Raw genomic sequence first — 23133 nt, forward strand, 5'->3', positions numbered from 1 at the left:
TTTTTATTAACAATAAAAAATATATTTAATAATATTATTTTTACTTAATTATTTTAGGAGAAAATATATGTCAAACGAAGAAATTCCTAAAGACTATGATTTTAAAAAAGAAAAGGTTTGGGAGAAGAAATGGGAAGATGAAGACATCTACAAATATATTGGAGATGGCTCTCGTCCTAGATATGTAATCGATACTCCCCCTCCATACCCAACAGGTTCTATTCACTTGGGACATGTTTTAAATTGGGTTTACATTGATATGAATGCAAGATACAGAAGACAGAAAGGAGCAGATGTGCTATTCACTCAAGGATGGGACTGCCATGGTCTTCCTACTGAAGTTAAAGTTGAGGAAACTCATGGAATCAAGAAAAATGATGTTTCTCGTGCAAAATTCAGAGAATATTGTGTTGACTTAACTACTGATAACATTGCTAAAATGAAAGCTCAGATGAGGGCAATGGGTTATTCACAGGATTGGAGTCGTGAATTTGTCACTATGACTCCTGAGTATATGAAAAGAACCCAGTATTCCTTTTTAAAAATGTATGATGAAGGATTGATTTATCAGGGAATTCACCCTGTAAACTGGTGTCCTCGCTGTGAAACAGCTATTGCTTTTGCAGAAGTTGAATACAGTGACAATACAACATTTTTAAACTATGTAAACTTCCCTCCAGCAGTAGAAGACTCTTATGATGATATAGTATCCTCACAGGCATCAGGCAAACAGGCTGACCCTGCTGATGAAGGTATTTTAATTGCAACTACACGTCCTGAATTGATGTCTGCATGTGTAGCAGTTGTAATTCATCCTGAAGATGAAAGATACACTCATCTTTTAGGTAAATATGTTGAGGTACCTTTATCCCATCAGAAAGTTAAGATTATTGCTGATGAAGAAGTAGATCCTGAATTCGGTACTGGTGCAGTAATGATTTGTACCTTTGGGGATAAGACTGACGTAAGTTGGGTTCAAAAATATGATTTGGAAATTATTAATGCAATCGATGAAACAGGTACATTGACTGCAGCATCAGGAAGATACGAAGGAATGGACTTGCAGACCTGTAAAAAACAGACCATTGAAGACTTGAAAGCTGAAGGATATCTATTAAAACAAGAACAGGTTGATCAAAATGTTGGTCAATGCTGGAGATGTAAAACTCCTATTGAAATTCTTGTAAAAAAACAATGGTTTGTAGCTGTAAGAGACTTGATTGAAAAAACAAAAACAGCTGCAGATGAAATGAACTGGGTACCTGAACATATGAAATCCCGTATGGTAAACTGGGCAGATTCCATGGAATGGGACTGGTGTATTTCAAGGCAAAGAATATTTGCAACTCCAATTCCAGTATGGTACTGTAAAGACTGTGGAAAAGTAATTTTGCCTGATGTTGAGGACTTGCCTATTGATCCAACTCAGGACAAACCTAAACATCCATGTGAATGTGGCTGTGAAGAGTTTATTCCAGAAGAGGATGTATTGGACACTTGGATGGATTCATCAATTTCACCGTTATCCATTGCAGGATGGCCTGATGAAGATTATATCAATCATTTCCCATCAAATATCCGTCCGCAAGGTCATGACATTATACGTACTTGGGCATTTTATACAACACTCAGATGTTTGGCGTTAACCGGTCAAAAACCGTTTGATGACATTGTAATCAATGGTATGGTATTTGGTGAAGACGGAAACAAAATGAGTAAGTCAAGACCTGAATTTGTTGTCGGACCTGAAGAGGTCATTGAAAAATATGGTGCCGACTCTTTAAGAACATGGGCAGCTAACAGTGTTCCTGGATCTGATGTAATATTTGACTGGAAAGACATCAAACATGGATACAGATTCCTTAGAAAATTCTGGAACGCATTCAGATTCATCAGCATGCAAATATTTGATGAAGAAGTCTCATATGATGTAGTTAAAGATAATTTAGGACCTCTTGATTTATGGATATTGTCAAAATTAAACAGCTTGAATGTTAAAGTGGATACTGCATTTTCCGAATATAACTTTGCAGATACAATTACATCAATTGAAAGATTCTTCTGGCATGATTTCTGTGATGAATATATCGAAGCTGTAAAATACAGATTATACAGTGACGTAAGTGATGAATCAAGACGTGCAGCTAAATATACATTAAGAATTGTTGTTGAAACTTCACTTAAACTGCTTGCTCCTATTGCACCGTTCTTTACAGAAGAGGTTTATCAATACTTCTCAGATGAATCAATTCATACCACTTCATGGCCTGAAGTAAATGATGAATTAATCAGTGAAGAATTCGAAACTAAAGGAGATACCACTGTTGATTTGATTGATGAAGTAAGAAGATTCAAATCCGCTTCAAAAATACCATTGAATGCAGAACTTGCAGAAGTAAATGTCTATACTACTGATGATGAGTTAATTGGCATTTTCAAAGACTTTGCTGAAGATATTGAAGGTACTTTGAAAATCAAAGACTTGGCTATCAAATCCGGAAAACCTGAAGTCCATGAAAAAATCATTGAAGTGGAACCGGACATGTCTCAAATAGGACCTAAATTCAAAGGAGGTGCTGGTAAAATCATTGGCTATTTGAAATCAACTCCAATGGATGAAATTGATTCTATTTTAGCCGAAAATCATGAATTGGATATTGACGGTTTGGTAGTCAGTGAAGACATGTTGAATATCAAAAAAGAGATTGTAGGGGCATCAGGTAAAAAAGTTGATATCTTACAATCCGAAAACTTGGATATGATTATGGAAGTAATAAGGTAAATTATTCTTCCAATTTTTTCCTTTTTTTATAATTATTTTTTCTAAACAATATTCTAATATCTTTATTTTTTTCTAAACTCATTATAATATTGTTATTTGATGTAATAAAAGTTTAAATAGTTTATTTTACAGAATAATTTTGAGGGTGAGATAAAACATACATAAAAATGTATGTGGTGATGTGTTAGTGAAAAGCATGTTTGACCTCCCACTTAATATTTTTAATTAATGATTCACATGAGCCTATTTTAATTATTTCTAATCTCACCCTATTTGCCTAATGAATTATCCATTAGGGCTAATGTTGAATTTTGGTATATGTTTGACATCAATTAGATGTCAATTTCTTTTATCAATATTTAAATATTTAAAGATTGTTGAACTCACTTGTAAATAATGTTCTGAGTGATAAAAATTGTCTTTACTCATAACAAAAAGTATTTATATGACTTTTTCAATCTCTTTTATAACTCTTGCAGGCACACCAACAGCCATTGAATTGTCTGGTATATCTCGATTAACGACCGCTCCAGCACCTATTATTACATTATTTCCAATAGTAACACCAGGCAGTATGCAGACATTAGCACCAATCCAAACATCATTACCAATTCTAACTTTACTTGCTTGGCCTAATCTTTGCCTTCTTTTGTTTGGATTGATTGGATGACCTACTGTTGTGATGGTTGTTTTAGGTCCAATCATGACATCATTGCCAATGTAAACCTCATTAACATCTAATATAGTGACCTGGTAATTTGCAAGGAAATTGTCTCCTACATGTATGTTTTTTCCATTATCGCAGTAAAATCCCTGTTCTATACACGTATTTTCACCAATGCTTCCAAGCATTTCCTTTAAAAAGTCATATTTTGCTTGTCTATCACATACATCAATATTGTTATATATTTCACAGTTTTTTACAGCATTTAATTTTAAATCCATCACTTCTTCATCATCAAAACAGTATTCGAGCCCTGCTTTCAGTTTGTCAATTTCTCTCATGTATTCTATTATATTTTTAATTAATTATTATATTTTTCTTGAACGATTTTTTTAGGTAAATTTATTATTTAAATAATTCATAATTATTTTTAGATAAAATGAAACTTAAAGTAAAAAATATTTCTAATATTGGTGGAGTAGTTAAGGCACCTCCCTCTAAAAGTTATTCTCACAGAGCAGTAATTTTAGCTTCACTGGCTAATGGTACCTCTAAATTGTACGATATGCTTTATTCTGAAGATACATTGGCTTCAATCAACGTTTGTAGAAGTTTAGGGGCTAAAATTACTAAAACTGATGAATGCTTGGATGTTGTGGGTACTGGTGGAAAGTTGCATAATTCAAGCACAAATCCAATTGATTTGGCCAATTCCGGAACTACTCTACGTTTGATGACAAGCGTATCAGCATTATCTGACAATGATGTTATTTTAACCGGTGATGAATCCCTGCAAACACGTCCTATGGGTCTTCTTATGGAATCAGTTAAAAGTCTGGGGGTAACTGCAGAATCTCTTAAAGATAATGGAAAGGCTCCAATTTTGATTAAACCTGGATATGCTGGTGGTGAAACAAATATTTCTGGAAGTGTCAGTTCACAGTATATTTCATCCATTCTGATTTCTTCACCATTGTCTGATGAAGGAGTTACTTTATTTGTCTTACCAGAATTCAAATCACGTCCTTATGTTGATATGACTTTGGATATAATGAAAAAATTCGGTGTAAAAGTTCTTAAGGGTTTTTATATCAAGCATGATGACTGTACAAAAGAACATAAAAATTGTCGCATTGATGAGTTTAAGGTAAAAAAACAATCATACATCCCATGTGATTATACTGTTGAAGGCGATTATTCATCTGCTTCATATTTGCTTGCAGCTATTGCTATTAATGGTGGTCATGCAAAGGTTTTAAACTTATTTAAAAACTCCAAACAGGGAGATAAATTGATATTAGAAATATTGGAAAAAATGGGGGCAGACATTACAGTTCATGATGATTTTGTTGAAATTTCGTCTGATGGAAATCTTAAGGGAATTGATATTAATCTATCTAATGCTCCTGATTTATTGATTACTGTAGCGGTTCTAGCAGCAATGGCTGATGGAACTACCAACATCACAGGAGTTAACCACGCTAGAGTAAAGGAAACTGATCGTATTGACACTACATGCAGACAGCTTGAAAAGCTCAATTGTAAATTGGAAGAGTTTGAAGATGGCATGAGCATCACCGGCGGAGTCACAGGGGGAGTTGTTGATTCATGCGGTGATCATAGGCTGGCTATGGCATTTAGTTTAATCGGTCTAAAGCATGATATTGAAATAGATAACGGGGAAGTTTTTGATGTATCTTTTCCTAATTTTATTGAAGCAATGGCAGAAATTGGCTTGGAGTTAGAGTTGGTGTAAATGAGTAAAACTGATCGGATTATTAAGATTGTTGAAGAGTTAAATGAGGTTTTTGAAATTAGAGTATTTTTAGACCAAGACCCGTATAAGGTTTTGGTTAGAACTATTTTATCTCAAAGAACCCGTGATGAAAATACTGACCAGGCTACTAATAATCTTTTTGCTAAATATAAAGATATTTATGAAGTTGTTGAAGCTCCAACTGAGGATATTCAGGAACTAATTAGGCCGGCAGGTTTTTATCGTGTGAAGGCAGGACGTATTCAGGAAGTTTCACAGATTTTAATTGACGAATATGGTGGTGAAGTTCCAGATACTTTAGATGAACTTGTCAAACTTCCGGGAGTTGGCAGAAAAACTGCAAACTGTGTTTTGGTTTTTGCTTTTGAACTTCCGGCAATTCCAGTGGACACTCATGTTCACAGAATTTCCAATAGGATGGGATTGGTTAATACAAAAAATCCTGATGACACTGAAAGGGAATTATCCAAAATCGCTCCTAAGGAATTATGGATTAAGCTAAATGATTTGATGGTTCAATTTGGTCAAAACATCTGTAAACCTACCTCACCTCAGTGTGAGACCTGTCCTGTGAGTTATTTATGTGACTATGATGGAAGCTAATTTTTAGAAATGTTTATATATAAAAACAATGTTATATAACAATGGTTATAAATAAAATAACTATTGTTATACTAACCCCTTTAATATACCTCAAAACATATTAAAATTTAGGAGTAATTTATATGGTAAACGTCCCAGAATTAAAAAGAGGAGTCTTGGATAGTGTTGTTGATGCAATTGGAAACACTCCAATCGTAAGATTAAACAATCTAACTAAAGACTTGGAAGCAGAAGTAGATGTGAAAATGGAATCTTTCAATCCAACTGGAAGTGTAAAAGATCGTGTTGCAGTTGCAATGATTGAAGATGCAGAGCAAAAAGGTTTGATTAAGGAAGGTTCTGTTATTGTTGAGCCAACAAGTGGAAACACAGGTATTGGTCTTGGTTTTGCAGCAGCTGCAAAAGGTTATAAACTGATTTTAACCATGCCTGAAACAATGTCTATTGAAAGAAGAAAATTGCTAGCTATTTTTGGTGCTGAAATAGTTTTAACTCCTGGTTCAGAAGGAATGGGTGGAGCTATTGCAAAAGCAAATGAAATAGCTGAAGAAAATCCTAATGCAATTATCTTAGGTCAATTTGATAATCCGGCAAATGTTGAAATCCATGCAAAAACCACTGCTCAGGAAATATTAAGAGACACTGAAGGAAATGTGGATATCGTTGTTGCAGGTGTCGGAACCGGTGGAACTGTTACTGGTATAGGTAAAGTCTTGAAAGAGGAAGTTCCTGATGTTAAAATTGTTGCAGTTGAACCTGAAGACTCACAAACTTTAGGAAAAGGCGAAAAGGGACCTCATAAAATCCAGGGTATTGGTGCAGGTTTTGTTCCTTCAATTTATGATGCAGAAGTCATTGACGAGATTTTCCCAGTTGCAAATGATGATGCTGGCAAAACATTGGTTAACCTTGCTAAAAATGAAGGTATATTTGCAGGTATTTCATCTGGTGCTGCAACTTTCGCTGCTTTGGAATTGGCTAAAAGAGAAGAAAATAAAGACAAAAGGATTATTGCAATTTTACCGGATAATGGTGAACGTTATCTCTCCGTTGAATGGTTATTTGAATAAGATTAATTATTTATACTATATGTTATATAATTAATTAGTAAATACTTTGGAGATATATAATGTTCGATAGGTTGAGAAGTGAAATTAAGGCTATTAAGCAAAACGATCCGGCAGCACGTTCAACAATTGAAATATTTTTGTGCTATCCTGGATTTTATGCATTATTGTTCCATAGGCTTAGCCATTATCTGTGGAATCATTCATTCAAATTATTGGCCCGTTTTATCTCAACCATATCTCGTTTTCTTACAGGTATTGAAATACATCCTGGTGCACAGTTTGGTAAAAGAGTTTTCATCGACCATGGGATGGGTATTGTTGTTGGTGAAACAACAATTGTTGGTGATGATGTGCTGATTTACCAGGGTGTTGTGCTTGGAGGAACTACAACCCAAAAGACTAAAAGACATCCAACCATTGAAAAAGGTGTTATTATTGGAGCTGGAGCTAAAGTAATGGGAAATATTACTATTGGCGAATATTCCAAAATCGGTACTGGTGCTGTGGTTTTAAAAGATGTTCCTCCTGAATCAACATGTGTTGGTGTCCCGGGAAGAATCGTTAAAAGTAAAAATAAAAGTCATGTCGTTGACTTGGAGCATAACAAATTACCTGACCCTGTTGCCGATGCAATCAGAACTTTGGAAAAGCAGATTCATGATAATGAGGAACTTATTAAAATATTGCTTGATAAGAATGGAATTTGTTTAACTGATGGCCAAATCAATGAAAAGGTTGATTGTGGTGATTTATTAAAAAAAGATGGTGATTAAATATGAAACCACCTTGTGAAATTGTTGTATGGTATGTTATACCTGCTATTAGATCAGAATTAGCAAAGGAATTATTGAATTTAGGAATGAAACAGAAAGATGTCTCTGAACTTATGGACATTACTCAACCTGCAGTATCACAATATATCACAGATAAACGTGGTAGCGGTATTAAACTTGAAGATGATGTTAGGCAGATGGTTAAGGACTTTGCTGCCCAACTGTCAAATGGCGAAGCTACCAAAGCGGATTTGATTCCAAGGACATGTAAAATATGTAAAAATGTAGAAACTTCCACTGTTCTTGAACAACTTGGTATTGATACTGATGATTTAGGTGAAGATTGTCAATCTTGTATGGGCTCAGAAGCAAAATAGGAAAATATTGGAATTTTTAGTAATGTTTATATACTATTAAAGTCTAATATTTTATTAGACTTTTAATTTTACTTGGCAAGTTAACCGAGCGGCTTAGGTGCGTGGCTGCAGACCATGAAACGGGGGTTCAAATCCCTCACTTGCCTCTACTTATATAATTATTTTTTTTGAGGAATTTTTTATGGATATTTATTCTACATTAACTCGTAGTAAAGAGAATTTTGAAACCATGAACAAGAATCGTGTAAACTTTTTTGTTTGCGGTCCTACTGTTTATGATGATGCCCATATTGGTCATGGAAGAACTTACATTTCTTTTGATACAATTAAACGATATTTGGAATACTCTGGATATGCGGTATTTTATATTCAAAATATTACCGATATTGATGATAAGATTATTAACAGGTCAAAAGAATCTGGAATTCCAGCACATGATATAGCTAGGAAGTTTGAAAAAAGATACATTGAAGACATGGCTAAATTAAATGTAACAGGTGTTAATTTATTTGCAAGAGCAACTGATCATCTTGATGAAATAATTGACCAAATTCAAAGATTAATCGATAAAGGTTTTGCTTATGAAAGTGATGACGGTGTCTACTTTGAAATTGAAAAATTTGAAGAGTTTGGAAAATTGTCAAACCGTAAAGTAGACGAAATGGAGTCTCACCGTGAATTGGCTGAAACCACTAAAAAAAGTGAACAGGATTTCGCTTTATGGAAGAAAAGGGAAAATGTAGATGAACCAACTTTCCCATCTCCTTGGGGTGACGGCAGACCTGGATGGCACATTGAAGACACTGCAATAACTGAATATTACTTCGGTGAACAGTATGATGTTCATGGTGGAGGGCTTGACTTGATATTTCCTCATCACGAAGCTGAAATTACTCAAATGGAAGCTGTCAGTGGAAAATCTCCTATGGTAAGATACTGGTTACACACAGGATTTTTAAATGTTAACGGAGAAAAGATGTCCAAATCCCTCCATAATTTTATTACTATACGTGAATTGTTAAAAGATTGGGATGCAGACACATTCAGGTTCTTTGTATTGTCAACTCATTACAGAAGTCCTATTGATTTTTCAAAAGATTCTCTTCACCAGTCAGAAAAAAGTTTGGAAAAAATTAAAAAATTCTATACAGCACTTGATGTTGAAGTTAGTGATGTTGAATCTGATTTTGAAGCTTTAAAAGTAGCTAAAGAAGAGTTCTTTGGAAGTATGGATGATGATTTTAACACTCCAAAGGCCATTGCATCTTTATTTGTTTTAATTAATGATTGTAAAAACATTGATTTGTCAGATGATGATAAAGCAGCTATTAAATCATTTTTAGATGATGTTTCTCAAATTTTAGGTATTGACTTTACTTTGGAAGAGACTTCCGCAGGTTCAGATGACTTGTTTGATTTGATTACAGATGTCAGATCTGAGTTAAGGGCTGCAAAGCAATATGAATTGTCTGATAAAATACGTGATGAGTTAATTAACTTAGGTTATGAAATAAGTGATTAAAGGAGATTTATATCTCTAATTCTTCTATTTTTTCTATTTTTCTTTTTAGTTTTATCAATTCTAAAAAATAATTTTTTCATTTTCGAGAAAAATATAACAATGTTTATATAGTAAAATAACATATGTTATAATATAACAGTGTTTATTTTTTTATGTTATTTAGGTAAATCAAAACATTTATATATAAAAAATAACTATTGTTATATTGTCATTATAACACGTGACATATTTTATAAAAAAATTTATAAGGTGATGATTAAATGACTAACAAAAATTATGGTTTAGCCACTTTAGGCGTAAGAGCAGGTCAAGAACCTGATCCCGTAACTGGGGCACAGGCTGTCCCAATATACCAGACAACTTCATATGTATTTAAAGATTCCGATGAAGCTGCAAGACGTTTCGCCCTTCAAGAATTTGGTCAAATTTATTCAAGACTTACAAATCCAACCAGTGATGTATTTGAAGCAAGAATTGCTGCTATAGAAGGTGGAAATTCTGGTCTTTCAACATCAAGTGGTCTTGCTGCTATCTCATACGCAATCTTAAATATCACACAGCCTGGAGATAATATCGTTTCAGCAGATAACTTATATGGTGGAACTTACCAATTGTTTGATTACACATTCAAGGATTTGGCAAGAGAAGTTAAATTTGTCAATTCTCAGGATTTACAAGCATTTGAAGATGCAATTGATGAAAAAACAAAGGCAATCTACTGCGAATCTATTGGTAATCCAAAATTGGATGTACCGGACTTCGAAGCTTTAGCTGAAATTGCACATTCACATGACATTCCATTAATAGTAGATAATACTATTGGTGTAGGTTTAGTAAGGCCTTTGGAACATGGTGCTGATGTTATCGCAGCATCTGCAACAAAATATGTTGGAGGACATGGAACTGCTGTGGGAGGATACATTGTAGATTCAGGTAAATTCAACTGGGGAAATGGTAAATTCCCAAATTTCTCTGAACCTGATCCAAGTTATCATGGATTAGTGTTCTGGGATTCATTCGGAGATGTACCTGAACTTGGTAATCTTGCATTTACTGTAAGAGCAAGAGCAAGATTATTGCGTGACTTGGGAGCAACTCAGGCACCTGTGCACAGTTTTATTTTCCTTCAAGGTCTTGAAAGTTTGGATGTACGTGTAAAAAGACATTCTGAAAATGCACTTAAAGTAGCTAAATTTTTAGAATCCCATCCAAAAGTAAAATGGGTTAACTATCCTGGTTTGGAATCTCACCCAACTTATGAAACAAATAAAAAATACTTAAAAGATAACTTTGCAGGTATTTTAGGATTTGGAGTAGAAGGCGGTGAAGAAGCAGGAAGAAAAGTTATTGAAAACTTGGAATTATTCTCAATTCTTGCTAATATTGGTGATGCAAAAAGTTTGGCAATACACCCTGCAAGTACTACTCACCAACAGTTAACTGTTGAAGAGCAAAAGGCAACTGGTGTAACACCGGATTTCATCAGGTTATCCATTGGTCTTGAGGATGTAAATGATTTAATTGATGATTTAAAACAAGCATTAGATAAAATATAAATAATTAAAAATTAGGGGAGATAAGGATGTATTTAGATAATTCAGCAACAACAAGAGTAAATGATGAAGTATTGGAAGAAATGTTACCTTATTTTAATGAGGAATTTGGTAATCCATCAACTTTGTATTCAATAGGTCGTGAATCTAAAAAAGCTTTAGAACTAGCAAGGCAAAGAATCGCAGATTCTATAAATGCAAAAAGTGATGAAATTATTTTCACCAGTGGTGGATCTGAATCTGATAATTTAGCCATTAAAGGTATTGCCTTCAAATTGCAAAAGAAAGGTAGGCACATTATCACTTCCGAGATTGAACACCCTGCTGTTAAAGAAACTTTATACTTCCTTGAATCTCTAGATTTCAAAGTTACCTATTTGCCAGTGTATGAAAATGGTATTATTAAAATTGAAGATTTAAAAGAGGCTATTACTCCAGAAACAATTTTAATAACAATTATGCATGGTAACAATGAGATAGGTACACTTCAGCCTATAGAAGAGATTGGTCAAATTGCTCATGACAATGGAATAGTTTTCCATACTGATGCAGTTCAAACCTTCGGTAAAGTTGAAATTGATGTTGAAAAGCAAAATATTGACTTATTATCCGTATCTTCCCATAAAATTAATGGTCCAAAAGGTGTAGGTGCGATATATATTAAAAAAGGTATTAGGTTGGTTCCTCTTATTCATGGTGGAGGTCAGGAAAGAGGAATCCGGTCAGGAACTGAAAATGTTCCTGGTATTGTTGGATTTGGAAAAGCAGCCGAACTTGCCTGCAGTAATTTGGAGGAGCATGCTCAAAAACAATCCAAAATTAGGGATGAAATAATTGAAAAAGTTTTAGATAAAATTCCTGAAGCATACTTGAACGGTGATAGGAATCAAAGATTACCTAATGTCATTAATTTCCGTTTTAAAGCTATTGAAGGTGAATCTTTAATTCTTTTATTGGATGCTAACGGTTATCAAACTTCAACAGGTTCTGCCTGTTCATCTAAAACATTGGAAGCTTCTCCAGTTCTAACTGCATTAGGACTTGATCCTGTTGATGTGCATGGTTCTTTAAGAATATCATTATCTCCAGATACTGGTGATTTTGATGTTGATGATTTTGTTGATGTAATTGCAAAATCTGTAGAAAGATTAAGACAAATGTCTCCTTTATGGAATAATGATTTAGATTATAATAAAATTGTAGGTAGGAAATAGGAGTGATTATAATGGATTATAGTGATAAAGTAATGGATCATTTTGCAAATCCAAGAAATTGTAGACCGATGGAAGATGCAGATGGTGTTGGACAAGTCGGAAACCCTACCTGTGGGGATTTGATGACTATTTATATTAAGGTTGAAGATGACAAGATTGCTGACATTTCATTCCAAACATTCGGTTGCGGTGCAGCAATTGCAACAAGCAGTATGATTACTGAAATCGCAGTTGGAAAAACTTTGGATGAAGCATTGGCAATTTCCCGTAATGATGTTGCTGAAGAGCTTGACGGACTTCCACCTATTAAAATGCACTGCTCAAATTTAGCAGCTGATGGTCTTCAGGCAGCAATTGAAAATTATTATGAAACCCATCAAAGTTAAATACTTATGCAAATAAACATAATTATAATAAATTATGGAGATGTTTATTATGGCAAAAATATTAAAATGCGATGATTGTGGAAGTATTATCCAAGTTTTAGTGGAAGACGATGGTGATGCATGTGATACTCACATGATTGATATTCCAGTACAAACCGAAGGTGATAAATCACCTAAACACAAACCTGTAGTAGAAATCGATGGTGACAAAGTAACCGTAAAAGTAGGTGAAGCAGCTCACCCAATGGATGACGATCACTACATTCAATTTTTAGTTGTTGAAGCAGGTGCTGAACAATACGCAAAATGCTTCAAACCAGGAGATGTTGCAGAAGCAACTTTCACTGTTAACTCTACAGATGATGTCGTAGCATTTGCATTCTGTAACTTACACGGACTTTGGTCCAGTGAATAAATTTTAAGATTTTTTTCTTAATTTTTTTCTATTTTTTTATAACAAATCTTAATAATATCTTTTTCATATATATTATAATGTGTCAAATTATAATAAAGTGATAATTTTTATTGTTTTTTTAATCGTTTTTTCAGGTGCTCTAATCTATTTGCATAATACTGAAAGCAGTATGAACAAAAATATGCCTGACATTAGTGATAGCATTGTATCAGGCGATTCAGATTACAATGCAGCTGTCGATTTATTAAATAATAAAAATTATGATGAATCAAAAAATAAAGCCATTTCGGCCAATAATAATTTTAATCAAAGTTTGATTTTATTATTAAGTATAAAAGATAATCTCACATCGGATACTAATGATGTTCATAAAAAATATATCAACAGTGTAATTAGTGAACTTGAACTTAAAATGAATGCTACTGATTATTTGATGGAATCCATTGATTATTATAAAAACTATCAAAACAGTACAGGTAATGAGTATTCAAGTCATGCCAATGAAATAATGAAGGATGCATTGGAATTTCAGAATGTGAGAAATGATTTAGTTAAACAGAATCCTAATTTATTTAAATGAGGTTTTTAAATTGAAAAAGAATTGTCCAAAATGTAATGGTCTTGGATCTATTGTTGTAGATTATAAGGAATGCTCTAGTTGTGGAGGAACAGGTTATGAAGATGATGCATTTGATGTTGGAAGTCATTTTAAAGGAGTAAATAACAATGCTAGAGCAAAATTTGATTTAGGATCAGACCAAGATATTCCATGCGAAGCCTGTAACGGAAAAGGTCAGGTTGAAGTTTATGAAGATTGTGCTTACTGTAACGGAACAGGCCAGATTAATGTTTGCCGTGACTGCGGCAAGCCTTTAGATGAGAAATATGATATTTGTGCAGAATGTGGGGCTAAACGTAAGGAAGATAAAATGAAAAGAAAAGAAGCTGAAGAAAAACGTATTGCTCGTGAAAAAGAAGTTAAGGATGTTTATATTTTAGATTCATTGGTTCAAATGAGGGATATGGATCGTGATAAATTATATAAAGGTAAAATCACAAGAATAGAAAAGTATGGTGCATTCGTTACATTAAATAACAATGTTTGGGGATTGATGAGAGGTGAAGTCTCCGGTTATAATGTTGGTGATGAAGTTATTGTATTTATCACTTCAATCAAGTCAAGAGAAGGGAAAATTGACTTTGCTCCTGCTTATGTTAGAAACCATAGGATTATCAAGTTAACCAAATCTATTCCACGTACTGTCATTGATGAACTGGACAGTAAGATGGGCAGGATGGTTCGCATTGATGGTGAAGTTTTGCAGGTTCAGCAGACTTCAGGCCCTACAATATTTACCATAACTGATGAAAGTGGTGTTGCTGAAGTGGCTGCCTTTGATGAAGCTGGAGTTAGGGCATATCCTGAAGTTAATGAGGGTGATGCTGTAGAAATTTTAGGTGATGTTAATCAGCATGGCGGTAAAACACAGATTGAAGCATCTTCAATGACTAAACTTGAAGGAACTAAAAAGGATGACATCTTAAAATTGATTGATGATGCATTAAATGAAAAAGCTAAACCTGAAGATGTTGAATTCTTGGTTAAAAGTGATATTTTAAACAAACTTAAACCTAAAATGCGAGAAGCTGCTCAAAAGATTAGAAGAGCGATTCTTGATGGAAGGACTATTTTACTTAGACATCATAATGATGCTGATGGTATATGTGCAGGAGTGGCTATGGAAAAGGCTGTTGTTCCTTTAATTGAAGAGATAAATCCTAGCAATGATGCACAGTATTATTATTTCAAGCGTTCACCATCCAAGGCTCCATTTTATGAGCTTGAAGATGTTGTAAAAGATTTGTCATTTGCATTGGAAGACCAAGAAAGGCATGGTCAAAAGTTGCCGCTTATCGTTTTGCTTGATAACGGTTCTACAGAAGAGGACATTGTAGCATTGATGCAGGCAAAAATCTATGATATTGAAGTTGTTGTTATAGATCATCATTCTCCAGGTGATTTATTAACAGTTGATGAAATAGACGGTGAAATTGTAGGTGCTACCGTTGCAGTTGATGAATATGTGGATTCTCATGTAAATCCATATCTTGTTGGTGGAGATTCACAGTTGACTGCGGGAGCATTGGCAACTGAGGTTGCACATATCATAAATCCAAAAGTCAAGCAACTGATTCAGCATTTGCCTGCTATTGCGGCATTGGGGGATCGTGCTGAATGCGGTGAAGTATATCAGTATTTGGAGCTTGCTTATGAGAAAAACTTTACAAAAGAGCATTTGGCGAAAGTGGCTGAATGTATTGATTTTGAATCATATTTCCTAAGATTTATGAACGGTAGAGGTATTATGGATACTATTCTTGCTGTTGATAATTTTGATAAGCATTATAAAATGATTGATGCATTATACAAAGAATATGAAAAAAGAATTGATACCCAGCTTAAGGCTGTACTTCCAAACATCGAAACATCACAGTTTGAAAATGGCATTTACTTTAATATGATTGATGTTGAAAAATTTGCCCATAAGTTCACATTTCCTGCTCCTGGAAAGACCTGTGGTTTTGTTCATGACAGAATGATAAAGAAACTTGGTGAAGATAAACCTATTGTAACATTAGGTCATGGTCCTGATTTTGGAGTGTTCAGGGCAACTGATGCGGTCAATGAAAAATTCGGATTCAATGTTAATGATATTGTTTCCAATTTGGCCATTAAAGTTCCTTCCGCTGGTGTTGATGGTGGAGGCCATGAATGTGCAGGTTCTGTAAAGTATATTGAAGGTTTAGGTGAAGAAATTTTGTCCGAAATAGTAAATGAGGTAAAATCTTTATCTAAATTATAATTTTGATTTTTATGGAGTTTTGGAATTATTGCCCTAACTGTGGAAAAAGGTTAATGCCTAATGAGGAGTTTTGCATTGGCTGTGGTGCCAAGACTATTTCTCAAGATAATGAAGGCAATTATTTTTTTACTCCACCGATTCATAATATTGGATTTTTTGATTTAAAAATTGACTTTTCACCATACATTAATATAAACACTGATTTTAAATATGATGTATGTTCATGCGGTTATTTTAATAAAATTGATAATGAATTCTGCCCTCATTGTGGTGTTAAACGTGTTGATAAAGGATTATCAAGAATCATTAAGAAATATGTAAAACCTAGATTTGATATTCATGATTTTGAGGCAAGTAATGATATAATCTGTGAATGCGGTGCAGTCAATTCAAACGATAGTGAATTCTGTGACATGTGTGGTCGCAGACTTCATGAAGAACCAAAGGGTGATGATACATACGCCAATTTTGAGTTGGAATATGAAAATCCTATCTTTTGCACATGCGGGGAGGAAAATTCTGAAGACAGTCAATTTTGTGAAAATTGTGGTCTTCCTTTAAATGGTTACAGGAATATAGATGACATAAAGATTCTGTGTGTATGTTCTATTTTAAACGATGCGACATCACAATATTGTGTTGAATGTGGTAAAAATTTGGATGAAGAGATTTCTGAAATCATTTGTGTCTGTGGTACTAGAAATCCGTTGAATACCAGATTTTGCTTATCTTGTGAAAAACCTTTGAATCCTGAAAGATTAATAAAATCCAAACTTGTATGCAGCTGCGGTAAAATAATGAATTTCAATTCGGAATTCTGTCCGAATTGTGGAAAAAATATCAAAAAAATTATTTCCCGAAAGAAAACTATTTCTAAAACTATCAAATCTGTTAAAGATGTATGGAATGGTGTATAAATGAAGGAATGTCAAATTTGCGGAACTTTGAATTTTAAAAAGAATACATATTGTACTCACTGCGGATGCATGATAGTTGAAGAAAACATTTGTCAATATTGTGGTGTAAAAAATCCGGACACAAGTACTGTTTGTATTAATTGTAATCGTCCTATTGATCCTGTAGCTATTGAAGATTTTGAAGATTTGTTCAATATTTTTAATGTAAAATTATTGGTTGATTCAAAATTTACTATTGCCGATTATAATTCAATATTGAATAATATGTTTAAAAAACTGGATTATATGAATATTGATGGAAAAACTCCTAAGGATAAGGTATTGCAAATAGCTAATGTTTTTACTATTGTTGTTCCCAAATCAAGTGGTGTTGTAAACGGAGAATATGGAAGTCCTATTATCTTTTATGATGACCGTTTGGATGAAAGTTTGCAGATTTCAACCATTATTCATGAACTGGCTCATTTTCTATTGTTTGATTTTAGCGTTAATATCCTATGCAATATCTTCGATGTAAAATCTTCTTCTGTTGTAAAAAGTTTTGTTGAGTACTTTTTGACATTGGATGAAATGAGAATTATCAATGAGTTTTATGCTCATACTGTTGAAAACAGATTTATTCCATTAAAGTACCAAAGTTTCAACTCTTTTAAGCATTGTGTTTTCAGTAGCGGGATGACTACAAATGACGTTTGGCAGGAAATGGAACTGGGCTTTACGATGGCTTATGATATTATTAGGCATTTGGAAAAATATATTGATGAAAATCTAAGGCAATCTATTAAATTACAGTTTAAAATGGATATGGTTGATTCTAAAAATAGTATTGATTTCGATTCTCCTAAAGTGCTGTTGGATGATGATAAAAAAATAGAGGTTTTCATTGGTTTGATGGCATATCATTTTTATGATTTATATAATAATGAAGAAGCAAGAAAAGAATTAGAACCTATAAAAAATAGGTTTGAATTTAAATAACTATAAAATTATTCTTCTTTATCTTTTATAGTCTCCAATACCTCTTTTCCCGTGTCTGTTAAACGGTATAATCTTCCTTTACGAGCTTCTTCATTTATGCATTCAACTATTTCTTTGTTCTTTAGTTCGCTAAGTACTTTTGAAATATGATTTGTTCTGATACCACTGTCCTTTGCAATATTAGTTGGTATCTTTACTTCATCTCCAATGGATTTCAATGTTTTTTCCCTATATTTTGAGATTTGCACATATGATGTCAATTTCAAAAGCTCGTCGTTATCTTTACTCATAATATTTAATTTATATGTTCTAATATAAAAGATTTTACAATTTTTACATATTTTCTTAAAATTAATGTATTTTTTTATTCATTAATGTATCTTTTTGTACTTTTTATTTGTATTATTAATCTATTATTTTTTTGTGTTTAAAATGCTAATACAATAAACAAAATATAGTATAATGTTTATTAATTACATATTATTTATTTTTTTCTAATTTTATTATTATTTTATTCAATTATTTTTTAAACACAATAAATATATATGTTAATCATATGAATAAAACAATATTGTTATCATAATGTGTTTAAAATTACTTAAGTGATAATCATATAATTCTTAAAAATTCTAATAGAAATATATAATTTATATAACATATTAAATTAATATTATAGAATTTATTTGACTATGATATTATGAAATGTAATGAATGTGGTTTTGAAAATAAGGATACCGCTAAATTTTGTAGTAAATGTGGTAAGGCATTAAGGTTAACTCCTGAGCCTCCAAAGGAAAATAATAATTCTAAAATAATTATTGCAGCATTGGTTATTGTGATTGTTATTTTAGCTGTAACATTCGGTTACTTTGCATTGAATAATAATTCCAATAATTCTGCTCCAGCCCAATCAAATTCACAAAGTTCCGGCGGTGCTGCTAACAATGGAACTACTCAGCAGACAGATTCGTCTCAGTCTTCCAGCCAACCAAAAGAATGGAAATTAATCGGAAGTTATTCTGGTTCTGGAAGTGGTAGTCAATCGATTAGTGTTCCAGCAGGACAGATAATGATTAAGATATCTGCATATCCAATTAAAAACTATGCAACTAATCATTTGTATGTAACTGGACCTAGTGGTAAAGCGGGTGTTGATTGGGGTTCAACAAGTGCTGTAGAGACAAGATCAGATTCAGTATCTTTTAACTCCTCTTCTGCAGAGACATTTACCATTGATTACTACGAAACCGTAAGTTGGAAAGTAGAGTTCTACAGGTATCAATAGTTTTTTATTTAAGTGATTATCCAATCACTTTTCTTTTTTTAGTAAAATTAATAATGGATAAAATATTAAAAGTTTACTATGTTTGATTTAAATGTTAATGGAAGCAGTTATGAGACAAATTTGGAATTGGCTATGCAGGCTTCTAATTATGGTTGGCATCATTTAAGTTTTTCATACTCTCCTGATGAATTTGGTGATGCATTATCTTTTAAAAAGGATTTAAAAGATAAATTAAACGATTTTATAGATATTGATTATACATTAAGCATTAAATCAAATAATCCTTCTGAAATCAGAAAAATCGTACGTAAATATAGAAATAAGTCTTCATGTATTTCTGTTTTGGGTGGAAATTTGAAAGTTAATCGAAACTGTCTTGAAAATATTCAGGTTGATGTTTTATCAAAACCTTATTTTAAAAGATATGATTCCGGTTTGAATCATATATTGGCTCGTGAAGCAAAGGATAATAATGTTGCAATTGAATTGGTATTTAATGATATTTTGAAATCTTATTTGGCTCCCCGATCTAAAATCCTAGCAAACTTTAGGGATATATATAAACTGCATAGAAAGTATGAATTTCCTTTAATTTTGTCTTCAGGTGCACAATCCATTTTTGATATCCGTACAGTCATGGATTTTAAAGCCGTTTTTATGCAGACAGGATTAACTGATTTGGAAGTTGAAAACTCCTTTAAAACCGCAGAAAACATTTTGGAATTTAATAAAGATAGAAAAAACATGATTCTGTCTGGCGTGAAGGTGGTTGAATAATGAAGCTTAAAGTTCTTCCCAAATCTCAAAGAAAACATAATCATTATCTTGTATTGGATATCAAATCTGAGGAAGAGTTATCTAAAAATGATTTTACATCTATAGTATGGGATGCATGTGTTCGCTTCCAGGGAGAGAACAACACATCTAATTTTAATTTATGGACTATTAATTTAATTTTAAAAGATGAAATTTCTTTTTATAATGAGTATAAAGCAATTTTAAGATGTCAAAGGGATTTTGAAGATGAAGTCAGATCCAGTTTGGCATTGGTTAATAATTATAATAGAAAATCCATAGCGATTTCATGCGTAGGTATTTCGGGTACAATAAAAGGGTGTTCCAAATTTATTTAATTACTTTTTGTTATTTTAAAATAGAAAACTTTATAAATATATTAAATATATAAATAACAATTGGATTTATGGAAAAAAGAAAAAAATATTTTAATTATGTGTAGTGATTAAAATTAAAAGTACCGTTTCATGGAGATTTGGTTTTAATTTTGTATTTTTTAGTAGTTGAACTTAAATTATATTTATAAATATTTATTAAATGTGAGGTATTAAATATGCAACCTTTACAAAATGCTGGATATGATAGGGCTATTACTGTTTTTAGTCCAGATGGAAGACTTTTCCAAGTTGAATATGCAAGAGAAGCTGTTAAAAGAGGTACCACATCTATAGGTGTTAAATGTCCTGATGGTATTGTTTTAGCAGTAGACAAAAGAACTACTTCTACTTTAGTAGAATCATCATCTATTGAAAAATTATTTAAAATAGATGACCATATCGGTGCAGCTACTTCAGGTCTTGTTGCTGATGCAAGAGCATTAGTTGAAAGGGCAAGAGTAGAAGCTCAAATAAATAAAATCACATACAGTGAACCTATTAGAGTAGATAGTTTGGCTAAAAAGTTATGTGACATGTTACAATTGTACACCCAAAATGGTGGGGTAAGACCATTCGGTTCCGCTTTGATTATTGGTGGAGTATATAATGGTGCATGTAAATTATTCGAAACTGATCCTAGTGGAGCTTTAATAGAATATAAAGCAACTGCAATCGGTTCTGGAAGATCCGCTGCAATGGATATTTTCGAAGAACAATATAAAGAAGATTTATCAATTGATGATGCTATTGCATTAGCATTAACTGCAATTAATGAAGCTACTGAACATGATACTACTTCAGATAATGTTGAAATAGCTGTTATTAAAAAAGAAGATGGCAAATATGTTAAACTTTCAAAAGATGATGTAACTTCTTATATTGAAAACGTTCTTTCTGAAGAAGAAAGTGAAGACGAAGAAATCGAAGATTCTGAAGAAAGTGAAGAATAAATTTTTTTTAATTGATTATGGTTGAGGGATGTTTCAATGGTAAATGTAGATGATGCGATAATAGCTAAATATGAATATAGTGGTGAACATTTCGAAATTTTAGTTGACCCGGATTTGGCAGCGGAATTTAGAAATCCTGATGGACAGGACGTTGCCATTGAAGATCTTTTAGCTGTTGAAGAAATTTTCAAAGACTCCAAAAAAGGAGATAAGGCTTCTGAAGAAGCAATGAATAAAATATTTGAAACTACTGATCCTATTGAAGTTTCTAGAATTATCCTTGAAAAAGGAACAGTTCAATTAACTGCCGATCAAAAAAGACAGATGCAGTCTGATAAAAGGAAACTTGTTATTAATAAAATAGCTAAAGAAGCTATTAATCCTCAAAATGGACTTCCTCATCCTGTTCAAAGGATTGAAAATGCATGTGATGAGGCAAAAGTTAAGTTTGATCCTTTCACTTCTGTAGACCAACAAGTTCAAACAGCTCTAAAAGCAATCAAACCACTTATTCCAATCAGGTTTGAAAGAGTTAAAGTTGCTGTTCGTTTACCTGGTTCGGCTGCAGGTAGTGCATATTCTGTTATTCATGGATTTGGTGATATTATAAATGAAGAATGGCAACAAGATGGTTCTTGGATTGGTATTGTGGAAATGCCGGGTGGCCTTCAAGATTCCTTTGCTGCTAAAATGGCTGAGATTTCAAGTGGTGAAGCCGAGACAAAAACTATTAAATAATTATATTCATTTTCATAGAGTGGGATTTTTATGATATATGTGGAAGATAAAAATTTAGTAATTCCTGGTCAAATATTAGCTGACGACGACTATTACCCAGGAAGAGGAACTTTCAAGGAAGATGGTAAAATTTGTTCATCTTTGATTGGATTAGTTTCTTTGAGAAATAAGAAAATTCGTGTTATCCCTCTCAAAAGTAAATATGTTCCTAAAAAAGGAGATGTTGTTATTGGTAAAATTAATGATGTCAGATTCTCAATGTGGGATGTAGACATTAATTCTCCATATTCAGGAATTTTACCTGCTTTTGAAGTGTTTGGTAGGGATAAAAAAGAACTTAATAAAGTATATGATGTTGGTGATGTACTCTTCTTAAGAGTAATCGATGTTGATGAAATTAAGAAAGCTAAACTTGGTTTAAAAGGCCGTGGTTTAGGCAAATTCAAAGGAGGAATTATTGTAGACATTTCTCCAACAAAGGTTCCTAGATTAATTGGTAAAAAAGGTTCCATGATCAACATGATAAAAAATAAAACTAACTGTAAGATTGTTGTTGGTCAAAATGGTCTCGTTTGGGTTAAAGGAGAAGAGGACATGGAACAACTCACCCGCGAAATTATCCATACTATCGAGGCTGAGGCACATACTTCCGGTTTAACCAATAAAATTAAAAATAAATTATACTTGGCTATTGATGGTGAATTGCCTGTTGAAGAAACCGAAGAAGAATTTGTTTTGGAAAAACCTAAACTTCAAAACTTCAAAGAAGAATTAGAGCAAGAAGAAAGAGAAAAAGCTGAAGCTGAATCTCAAAAAGAAATTGCAACTGAAGTTGAAGATGACATCAAAGAAGATACAAAAGAAGATGTTGATGAAGAAACTGAAGTTGAAGATGACATCGAAAAAGATACAAAAGAAGATGTTGATGAAGAAACTGAAGTTGAAGAAGGCAGTGAAAAAAAAGATACTGGGGATAAACCTAATTTTTATGAAGTAATTAAGGAATTAAAAAAGAAAAAACAGAATAAAGATAAAAATTTATCCTACAGTGATAACTCAAATAATAATTCATTTATATTGAATAATCGATAAT

General features: G+C 32.8%; 23 protein-coding genes and 1 tRNA gene. 22 read left to right on the forward strand and 2 right to left on the reverse strand.

Annotated features, from left to right (window positions below; translation table 11 throughout):
• The first annotated feature begins 67 nt into the window (after window positions 1-67).
• A complete protein-coding gene (locus SM9_RS03905) occupies window positions 68-2782 on the forward strand; it encodes a valine--tRNA ligase (protein ID WP_058738895.1) in 2715 nt (904 codons plus the stop codon).
• A 441-nt stretch (window positions 2783-3223) separates the two neighbouring features.
• On the opposite strand, the gene SM9_RS12475 is transcribed toward SM9_RS03905, so the two are convergent.
• A complete protein-coding gene (locus SM9_RS12475; protein ID WP_058738896.1) occupies window positions 3224-3787 on the reverse strand; it encodes a sugar O-acetyltransferase in 564 nt (187 codons plus the stop codon).
• Between the two features lie 98 nt (window positions 3788-3885).
• Here SM9_RS12475 and aroA point away from each other — a divergent pair, with 98 nt between their 5' ends.
• From aroA to SM9_RS03985, 15 genes are all read left to right on the forward strand, one after another.
• Window positions 3886-5202, forward strand: a complete 1317-nt coding sequence (gene aroA, locus SM9_RS03915; RefSeq protein ID WP_058738897.1) for a 3-phosphoshikimate 1-carboxyvinyltransferase — start codon at window positions 3886-3888, stop codon at window positions 5200-5202.
• Complete coding sequence (gene nth, locus SM9_RS03920) at window positions 5203-5826, forward strand: endonuclease III (protein WP_058738898.1); 624 nt, start codon at window positions 5203-5205, stop codon at window positions 5824-5826. It abuts the gene before it with no gap.
• A gap of 122 nt (window positions 5827-5948) precedes the next feature.
• Window positions 5949-6896 carry a cysteine synthase A gene (gene cysK, locus SM9_RS03925; RefSeq protein WP_058738899.1) on the forward strand — a complete coding sequence of 316 codons (948 nt, stop codon included), beginning with the start codon at window positions 5949-5951 and terminating at the stop codon, window positions 6894-6896.
• Between the two features lie 59 nt (window positions 6897-6955).
• The gene (cysE, locus tag SM9_RS03930) at window positions 6956-7669 is read left to right on the forward strand and encodes a serine O-acetyltransferase (protein ID WP_058738900.1); all 714 of its coding nucleotides are present in this window, start codon (window positions 6956-6958) and stop codon (window positions 7667-7669) included.
• Window positions 7670-7671: 2 nt separating this feature from the next.
• Entirely contained in the window at window positions 7672-8046 is a 375-nt protein-coding gene (locus tag SM9_RS03935; RefSeq protein WP_058738901.1) for a transcriptional regulator, read from the forward strand.
• 74 nt (window positions 8047-8120) lie between these two features.
• A tRNA-Cys gene (locus SM9_RS03940) sits at window positions 8121-8192 on the forward strand.
• A gap of 35 nt (window positions 8193-8227) precedes the next feature.
• Window positions 8228-9568 carry a cysteine--tRNA ligase gene (cysS, locus tag SM9_RS03945; protein WP_058738902.1) on the forward strand — a complete coding sequence of 447 codons (1341 nt, stop codon included), beginning with the start codon at window positions 8228-8230 and terminating at the stop codon, window positions 9566-9568.
• Window positions 9569-9828: 260 nt separating this feature from the next.
• Window positions 9829-11124: an O-acetylhomoserine aminocarboxypropyltransferase/cysteine synthase family protein gene (locus SM9_RS03950; RefSeq protein WP_058738903.1), complete on the forward strand. Its 1296-nt coding sequence runs from the start codon at window positions 9829-9831 to the stop codon at window positions 11122-11124.
• Between the two features lie 26 nt (window positions 11125-11150).
• Complete coding sequence (gene nifS / locus SM9_RS03955) at window positions 11151-12335, forward strand: cysteine desulfurase NifS (protein ID WP_058738904.1); 1185 nt, start codon at window positions 11151-11153, stop codon at window positions 12333-12335.
• 11 nt (window positions 12336-12346) lie between these two features.
• Complete coding sequence (nifU, locus tag SM9_RS03960; RefSeq protein ID WP_058738905.1) at window positions 12347-12721, forward strand: Fe-S cluster assembly scaffold protein NifU; 375 nt, start codon at window positions 12347-12349, stop codon at window positions 12719-12721.
• Between the two features lie 49 nt (window positions 12722-12770).
• Entirely contained in the window at window positions 12771-13136 is a 366-nt protein-coding gene (locus tag SM9_RS03965) for a desulfoferrodoxin family protein (protein ID WP_232299172.1), read from the forward strand.
• Window positions 13137-13284: 148 nt separating this feature from the next.
• Window positions 13285-13716 carry a hypothetical protein gene (locus SM9_RS03970; protein WP_157064658.1) on the forward strand — a complete coding sequence of 144 codons (432 nt, stop codon included), beginning with the start codon at window positions 13285-13287 and terminating at the stop codon, window positions 13714-13716.
• Between the two features lie 10 nt (window positions 13717-13726).
• Window positions 13727-16000, forward strand: coding sequence for a DHH family phosphoesterase (locus tag SM9_RS03975; protein WP_058738907.1), 2274 nt, complete (start codon window positions 13727-13729; stop codon window positions 15998-16000).
• An 11-nt stretch (window positions 16001-16011) separates the two neighbouring features.
• The gene (locus SM9_RS03980; RefSeq protein ID WP_083495826.1) at window positions 16012-16917 is read left to right on the forward strand and encodes a zinc ribbon domain-containing protein; all 906 of its coding nucleotides are present in this window, start codon (window positions 16012-16014) and stop codon (window positions 16915-16917) included.
• The gene (locus SM9_RS03985) at window positions 16918-17895 is read left to right on the forward strand and encodes an ImmA/IrrE family metallo-endopeptidase (RefSeq protein ID WP_058738909.1); all 978 of its coding nucleotides are present in this window, start codon (window positions 16918-16920) and stop codon (window positions 17893-17895) included.
• 8 nt (window positions 17896-17903) lie between these two features.
• Here SM9_RS03985 and SM9_RS03990 read toward each other — a convergent pair whose 3' ends face one another.
• On the reverse strand, window positions 17904-18185 hold the full coding sequence (locus SM9_RS03990) for a winged helix-turn-helix domain-containing protein (protein WP_058738910.1): 282 nt from the start codon (window positions 18183-18185) through the stop codon (window positions 17904-17906).
• 407 nt (window positions 18186-18592) lie between these two features.
• On the opposite strand from SM9_RS03990, the gene SM9_RS03995 reads away from it, so the two are divergent.
• The 6 genes from SM9_RS03995 to rrp4 all read left to right on the forward strand — a co-directional run bounded on the left by SM9_RS03995 (window position 18593) and on the right by rrp4 (window position 23132).
• Window positions 18593-19180 (forward strand): zinc ribbon domain-containing protein, encoded by a 588-nt coding sequence (locus SM9_RS03995; protein ID WP_058738911.1) that lies wholly within the window; start codon window positions 18593-18595, stop codon window positions 19178-19180.
• Window positions 19181-19258: 78 nt separating this feature from the next.
• Window positions 19259-19957 carry a ribonuclease P protein component 3 gene (gene rnp3 / locus SM9_RS04000; RefSeq protein ID WP_058738912.1) on the forward strand — a complete coding sequence of 233 codons (699 nt, stop codon included), beginning with the start codon at window positions 19259-19261 and terminating at the stop codon, window positions 19955-19957.
• Entirely contained in the window at window positions 19957-20313 is a 357-nt protein-coding gene (locus SM9_RS04005; protein WP_058738913.1) for an Rpp14/Pop5 family protein, read from the forward strand. Before rnp3 ends, SM9_RS04005 begins: the two co-directional genes overlap by 1 nt.
• A gap of 215 nt (window positions 20314-20528) precedes the next feature.
• Window positions 20529-21302, forward strand: a complete 774-nt coding sequence (gene psmA, locus SM9_RS04010; protein WP_058738914.1) for an archaeal proteasome endopeptidase complex subunit alpha — start codon at window positions 20529-20531, stop codon at window positions 21300-21302.
• A gap of 36 nt (window positions 21303-21338) precedes the next feature.
• Window positions 21339-22040 carry a ribosome assembly factor SBDS gene (locus SM9_RS04015; protein WP_058738915.1) on the forward strand — a complete coding sequence of 234 codons (702 nt, stop codon included), beginning with the start codon at window positions 21339-21341 and terminating at the stop codon, window positions 22038-22040.
• Between the two features lie 30 nt (window positions 22041-22070).
• Complete coding sequence (gene rrp4 / locus SM9_RS04020; protein ID WP_083495827.1) at window positions 22071-23132, forward strand: exosome complex RNA-binding protein Rrp4; 1062 nt, start codon at window positions 22071-22073, stop codon at window positions 23130-23132.
• Window position 23133: the final 1 nt, after the last annotated feature.

Source organism: Methanobrevibacter millerae, from assembly GCF_001477655.1.
Classification (GTDB): Archaea; Methanobacteriota; Methanobacteria; order Methanobacteriales; family Methanobacteriaceae; genus Methanocatella; species Methanocatella millerae_A.

Bases quoted from the DNA above. Each gene is read 5' to 3' on its own strand.
- nth (WP_058738898.1), top strand. From the start codon at position 5,203: ATGAGTAAAACTGATCGGATTATTAAGATTGTTGAAGAGTTAAATGAG.
- SM9_RS03995 (WP_058738911.1), top strand. From the start codon at position 18,593: ATGAAATGTAATGAATGTGGTTTTGAAAATAAGGATACCGCTAAATTT.
- cysE (WP_058738900.1), top strand. From the start codon at position 6,956: ATGTTCGATAGGTTGAGAAGTGAAATTAAGGCTATTAAGCAAAACGAT.
- aroA (WP_058738897.1), top strand. From the start codon at position 3,886: ATGAAACTTAAAGTAAAAAATATTTCTAATATTGGTGGAGTAGTTAAG.
- SM9_RS03990 (WP_058738910.1), bottom strand. From the start codon at position 18,185: ATGAGTAAAGATAACGACGAGCTTTTGAAATTGACATCATATGTGCAA.
- SM9_RS03935 (WP_058738901.1), top strand. From the start codon at position 7,672: ATGAAACCACCTTGTGAAATTGTTGTATGGTATGTTATACCTGCTATT.
- SM9_RS03950 (WP_058738903.1), top strand. From the start codon at position 9,829: ATGACTAACAAAAATTATGGTTTAGCCACTTTAGGCGTAAGAGCAGGT.
- nifS (WP_058738904.1), top strand. From the start codon at position 11,151: ATGTATTTAGATAATTCAGCAACAACAAGAGTAAATGATGAAGTATTG.
- psmA (WP_058738914.1), top strand. From the start codon at position 20,529: ATGCAACCTTTACAAAATGCTGGATATGATAGGGCTATTACTGTTTTT.
- SM9_RS03965 (WP_232299172.1), top strand. From the start codon at position 12,771: ATGGCAAAAATATTAAAATGCGATGATTGTGGAAGTATTATCCAAGTT.
- rrp4 (WP_083495827.1), top strand. From the start codon at position 22,071: ATGATATATGTGGAAGATAAAAATTTAGTAATTCCTGGTCAAATATTA.
- cysK (WP_058738899.1), top strand. From the start codon at position 5,949: ATGGTAAACGTCCCAGAATTAAAAAGAGGAGTCTTGGATAGTGTTGTT.
- SM9_RS03905 (WP_058738895.1), top strand. From the start codon at position 68: ATGTCAAACGAAGAAATTCCTAAAGACTATGATTTTAAAAAAGAAAAG.
- SM9_RS03985 (WP_058738909.1), top strand. From the start codon at position 16,918: ATGAAGGAATGTCAAATTTGCGGAACTTTGAATTTTAAAAAGAATACA.
- SM9_RS04005 (WP_058738913.1), top strand. From the start codon at position 19,957: ATGAAGCTTAAAGTTCTTCCCAAATCTCAAAGAAAACATAATCATTAT.
- nifU (WP_058738905.1), top strand. From the start codon at position 12,347: ATGGATTATAGTGATAAAGTAATGGATCATTTTGCAAATCCAAGAAAT.
- cysS (WP_058738902.1), top strand. From the start codon at position 8,228: ATGGATATTTATTCTACATTAACTCGTAGTAAAGAGAATTTTGAAACC.
- rnp3 (WP_058738912.1), top strand. From the start codon at position 19,259: ATGTTTGATTTAAATGTTAATGGAAGCAGTTATGAGACAAATTTGGAA.
- SM9_RS12475 (WP_058738896.1), bottom strand. From the start codon at position 3,787: ATGAGAGAAATTGACAAACTGAAAGCAGGGCTCGAATACTGTTTTGAT.
- SM9_RS03980 (WP_083495826.1), top strand. From the start codon at position 16,012: ATGGAGTTTTGGAATTATTGCCCTAACTGTGGAAAAAGGTTAATGCCT.
- SM9_RS04015 (WP_058738915.1), top strand. From the start codon at position 21,339: ATGGTAAATGTAGATGATGCGATAATAGCTAAATATGAATATAGTGGT.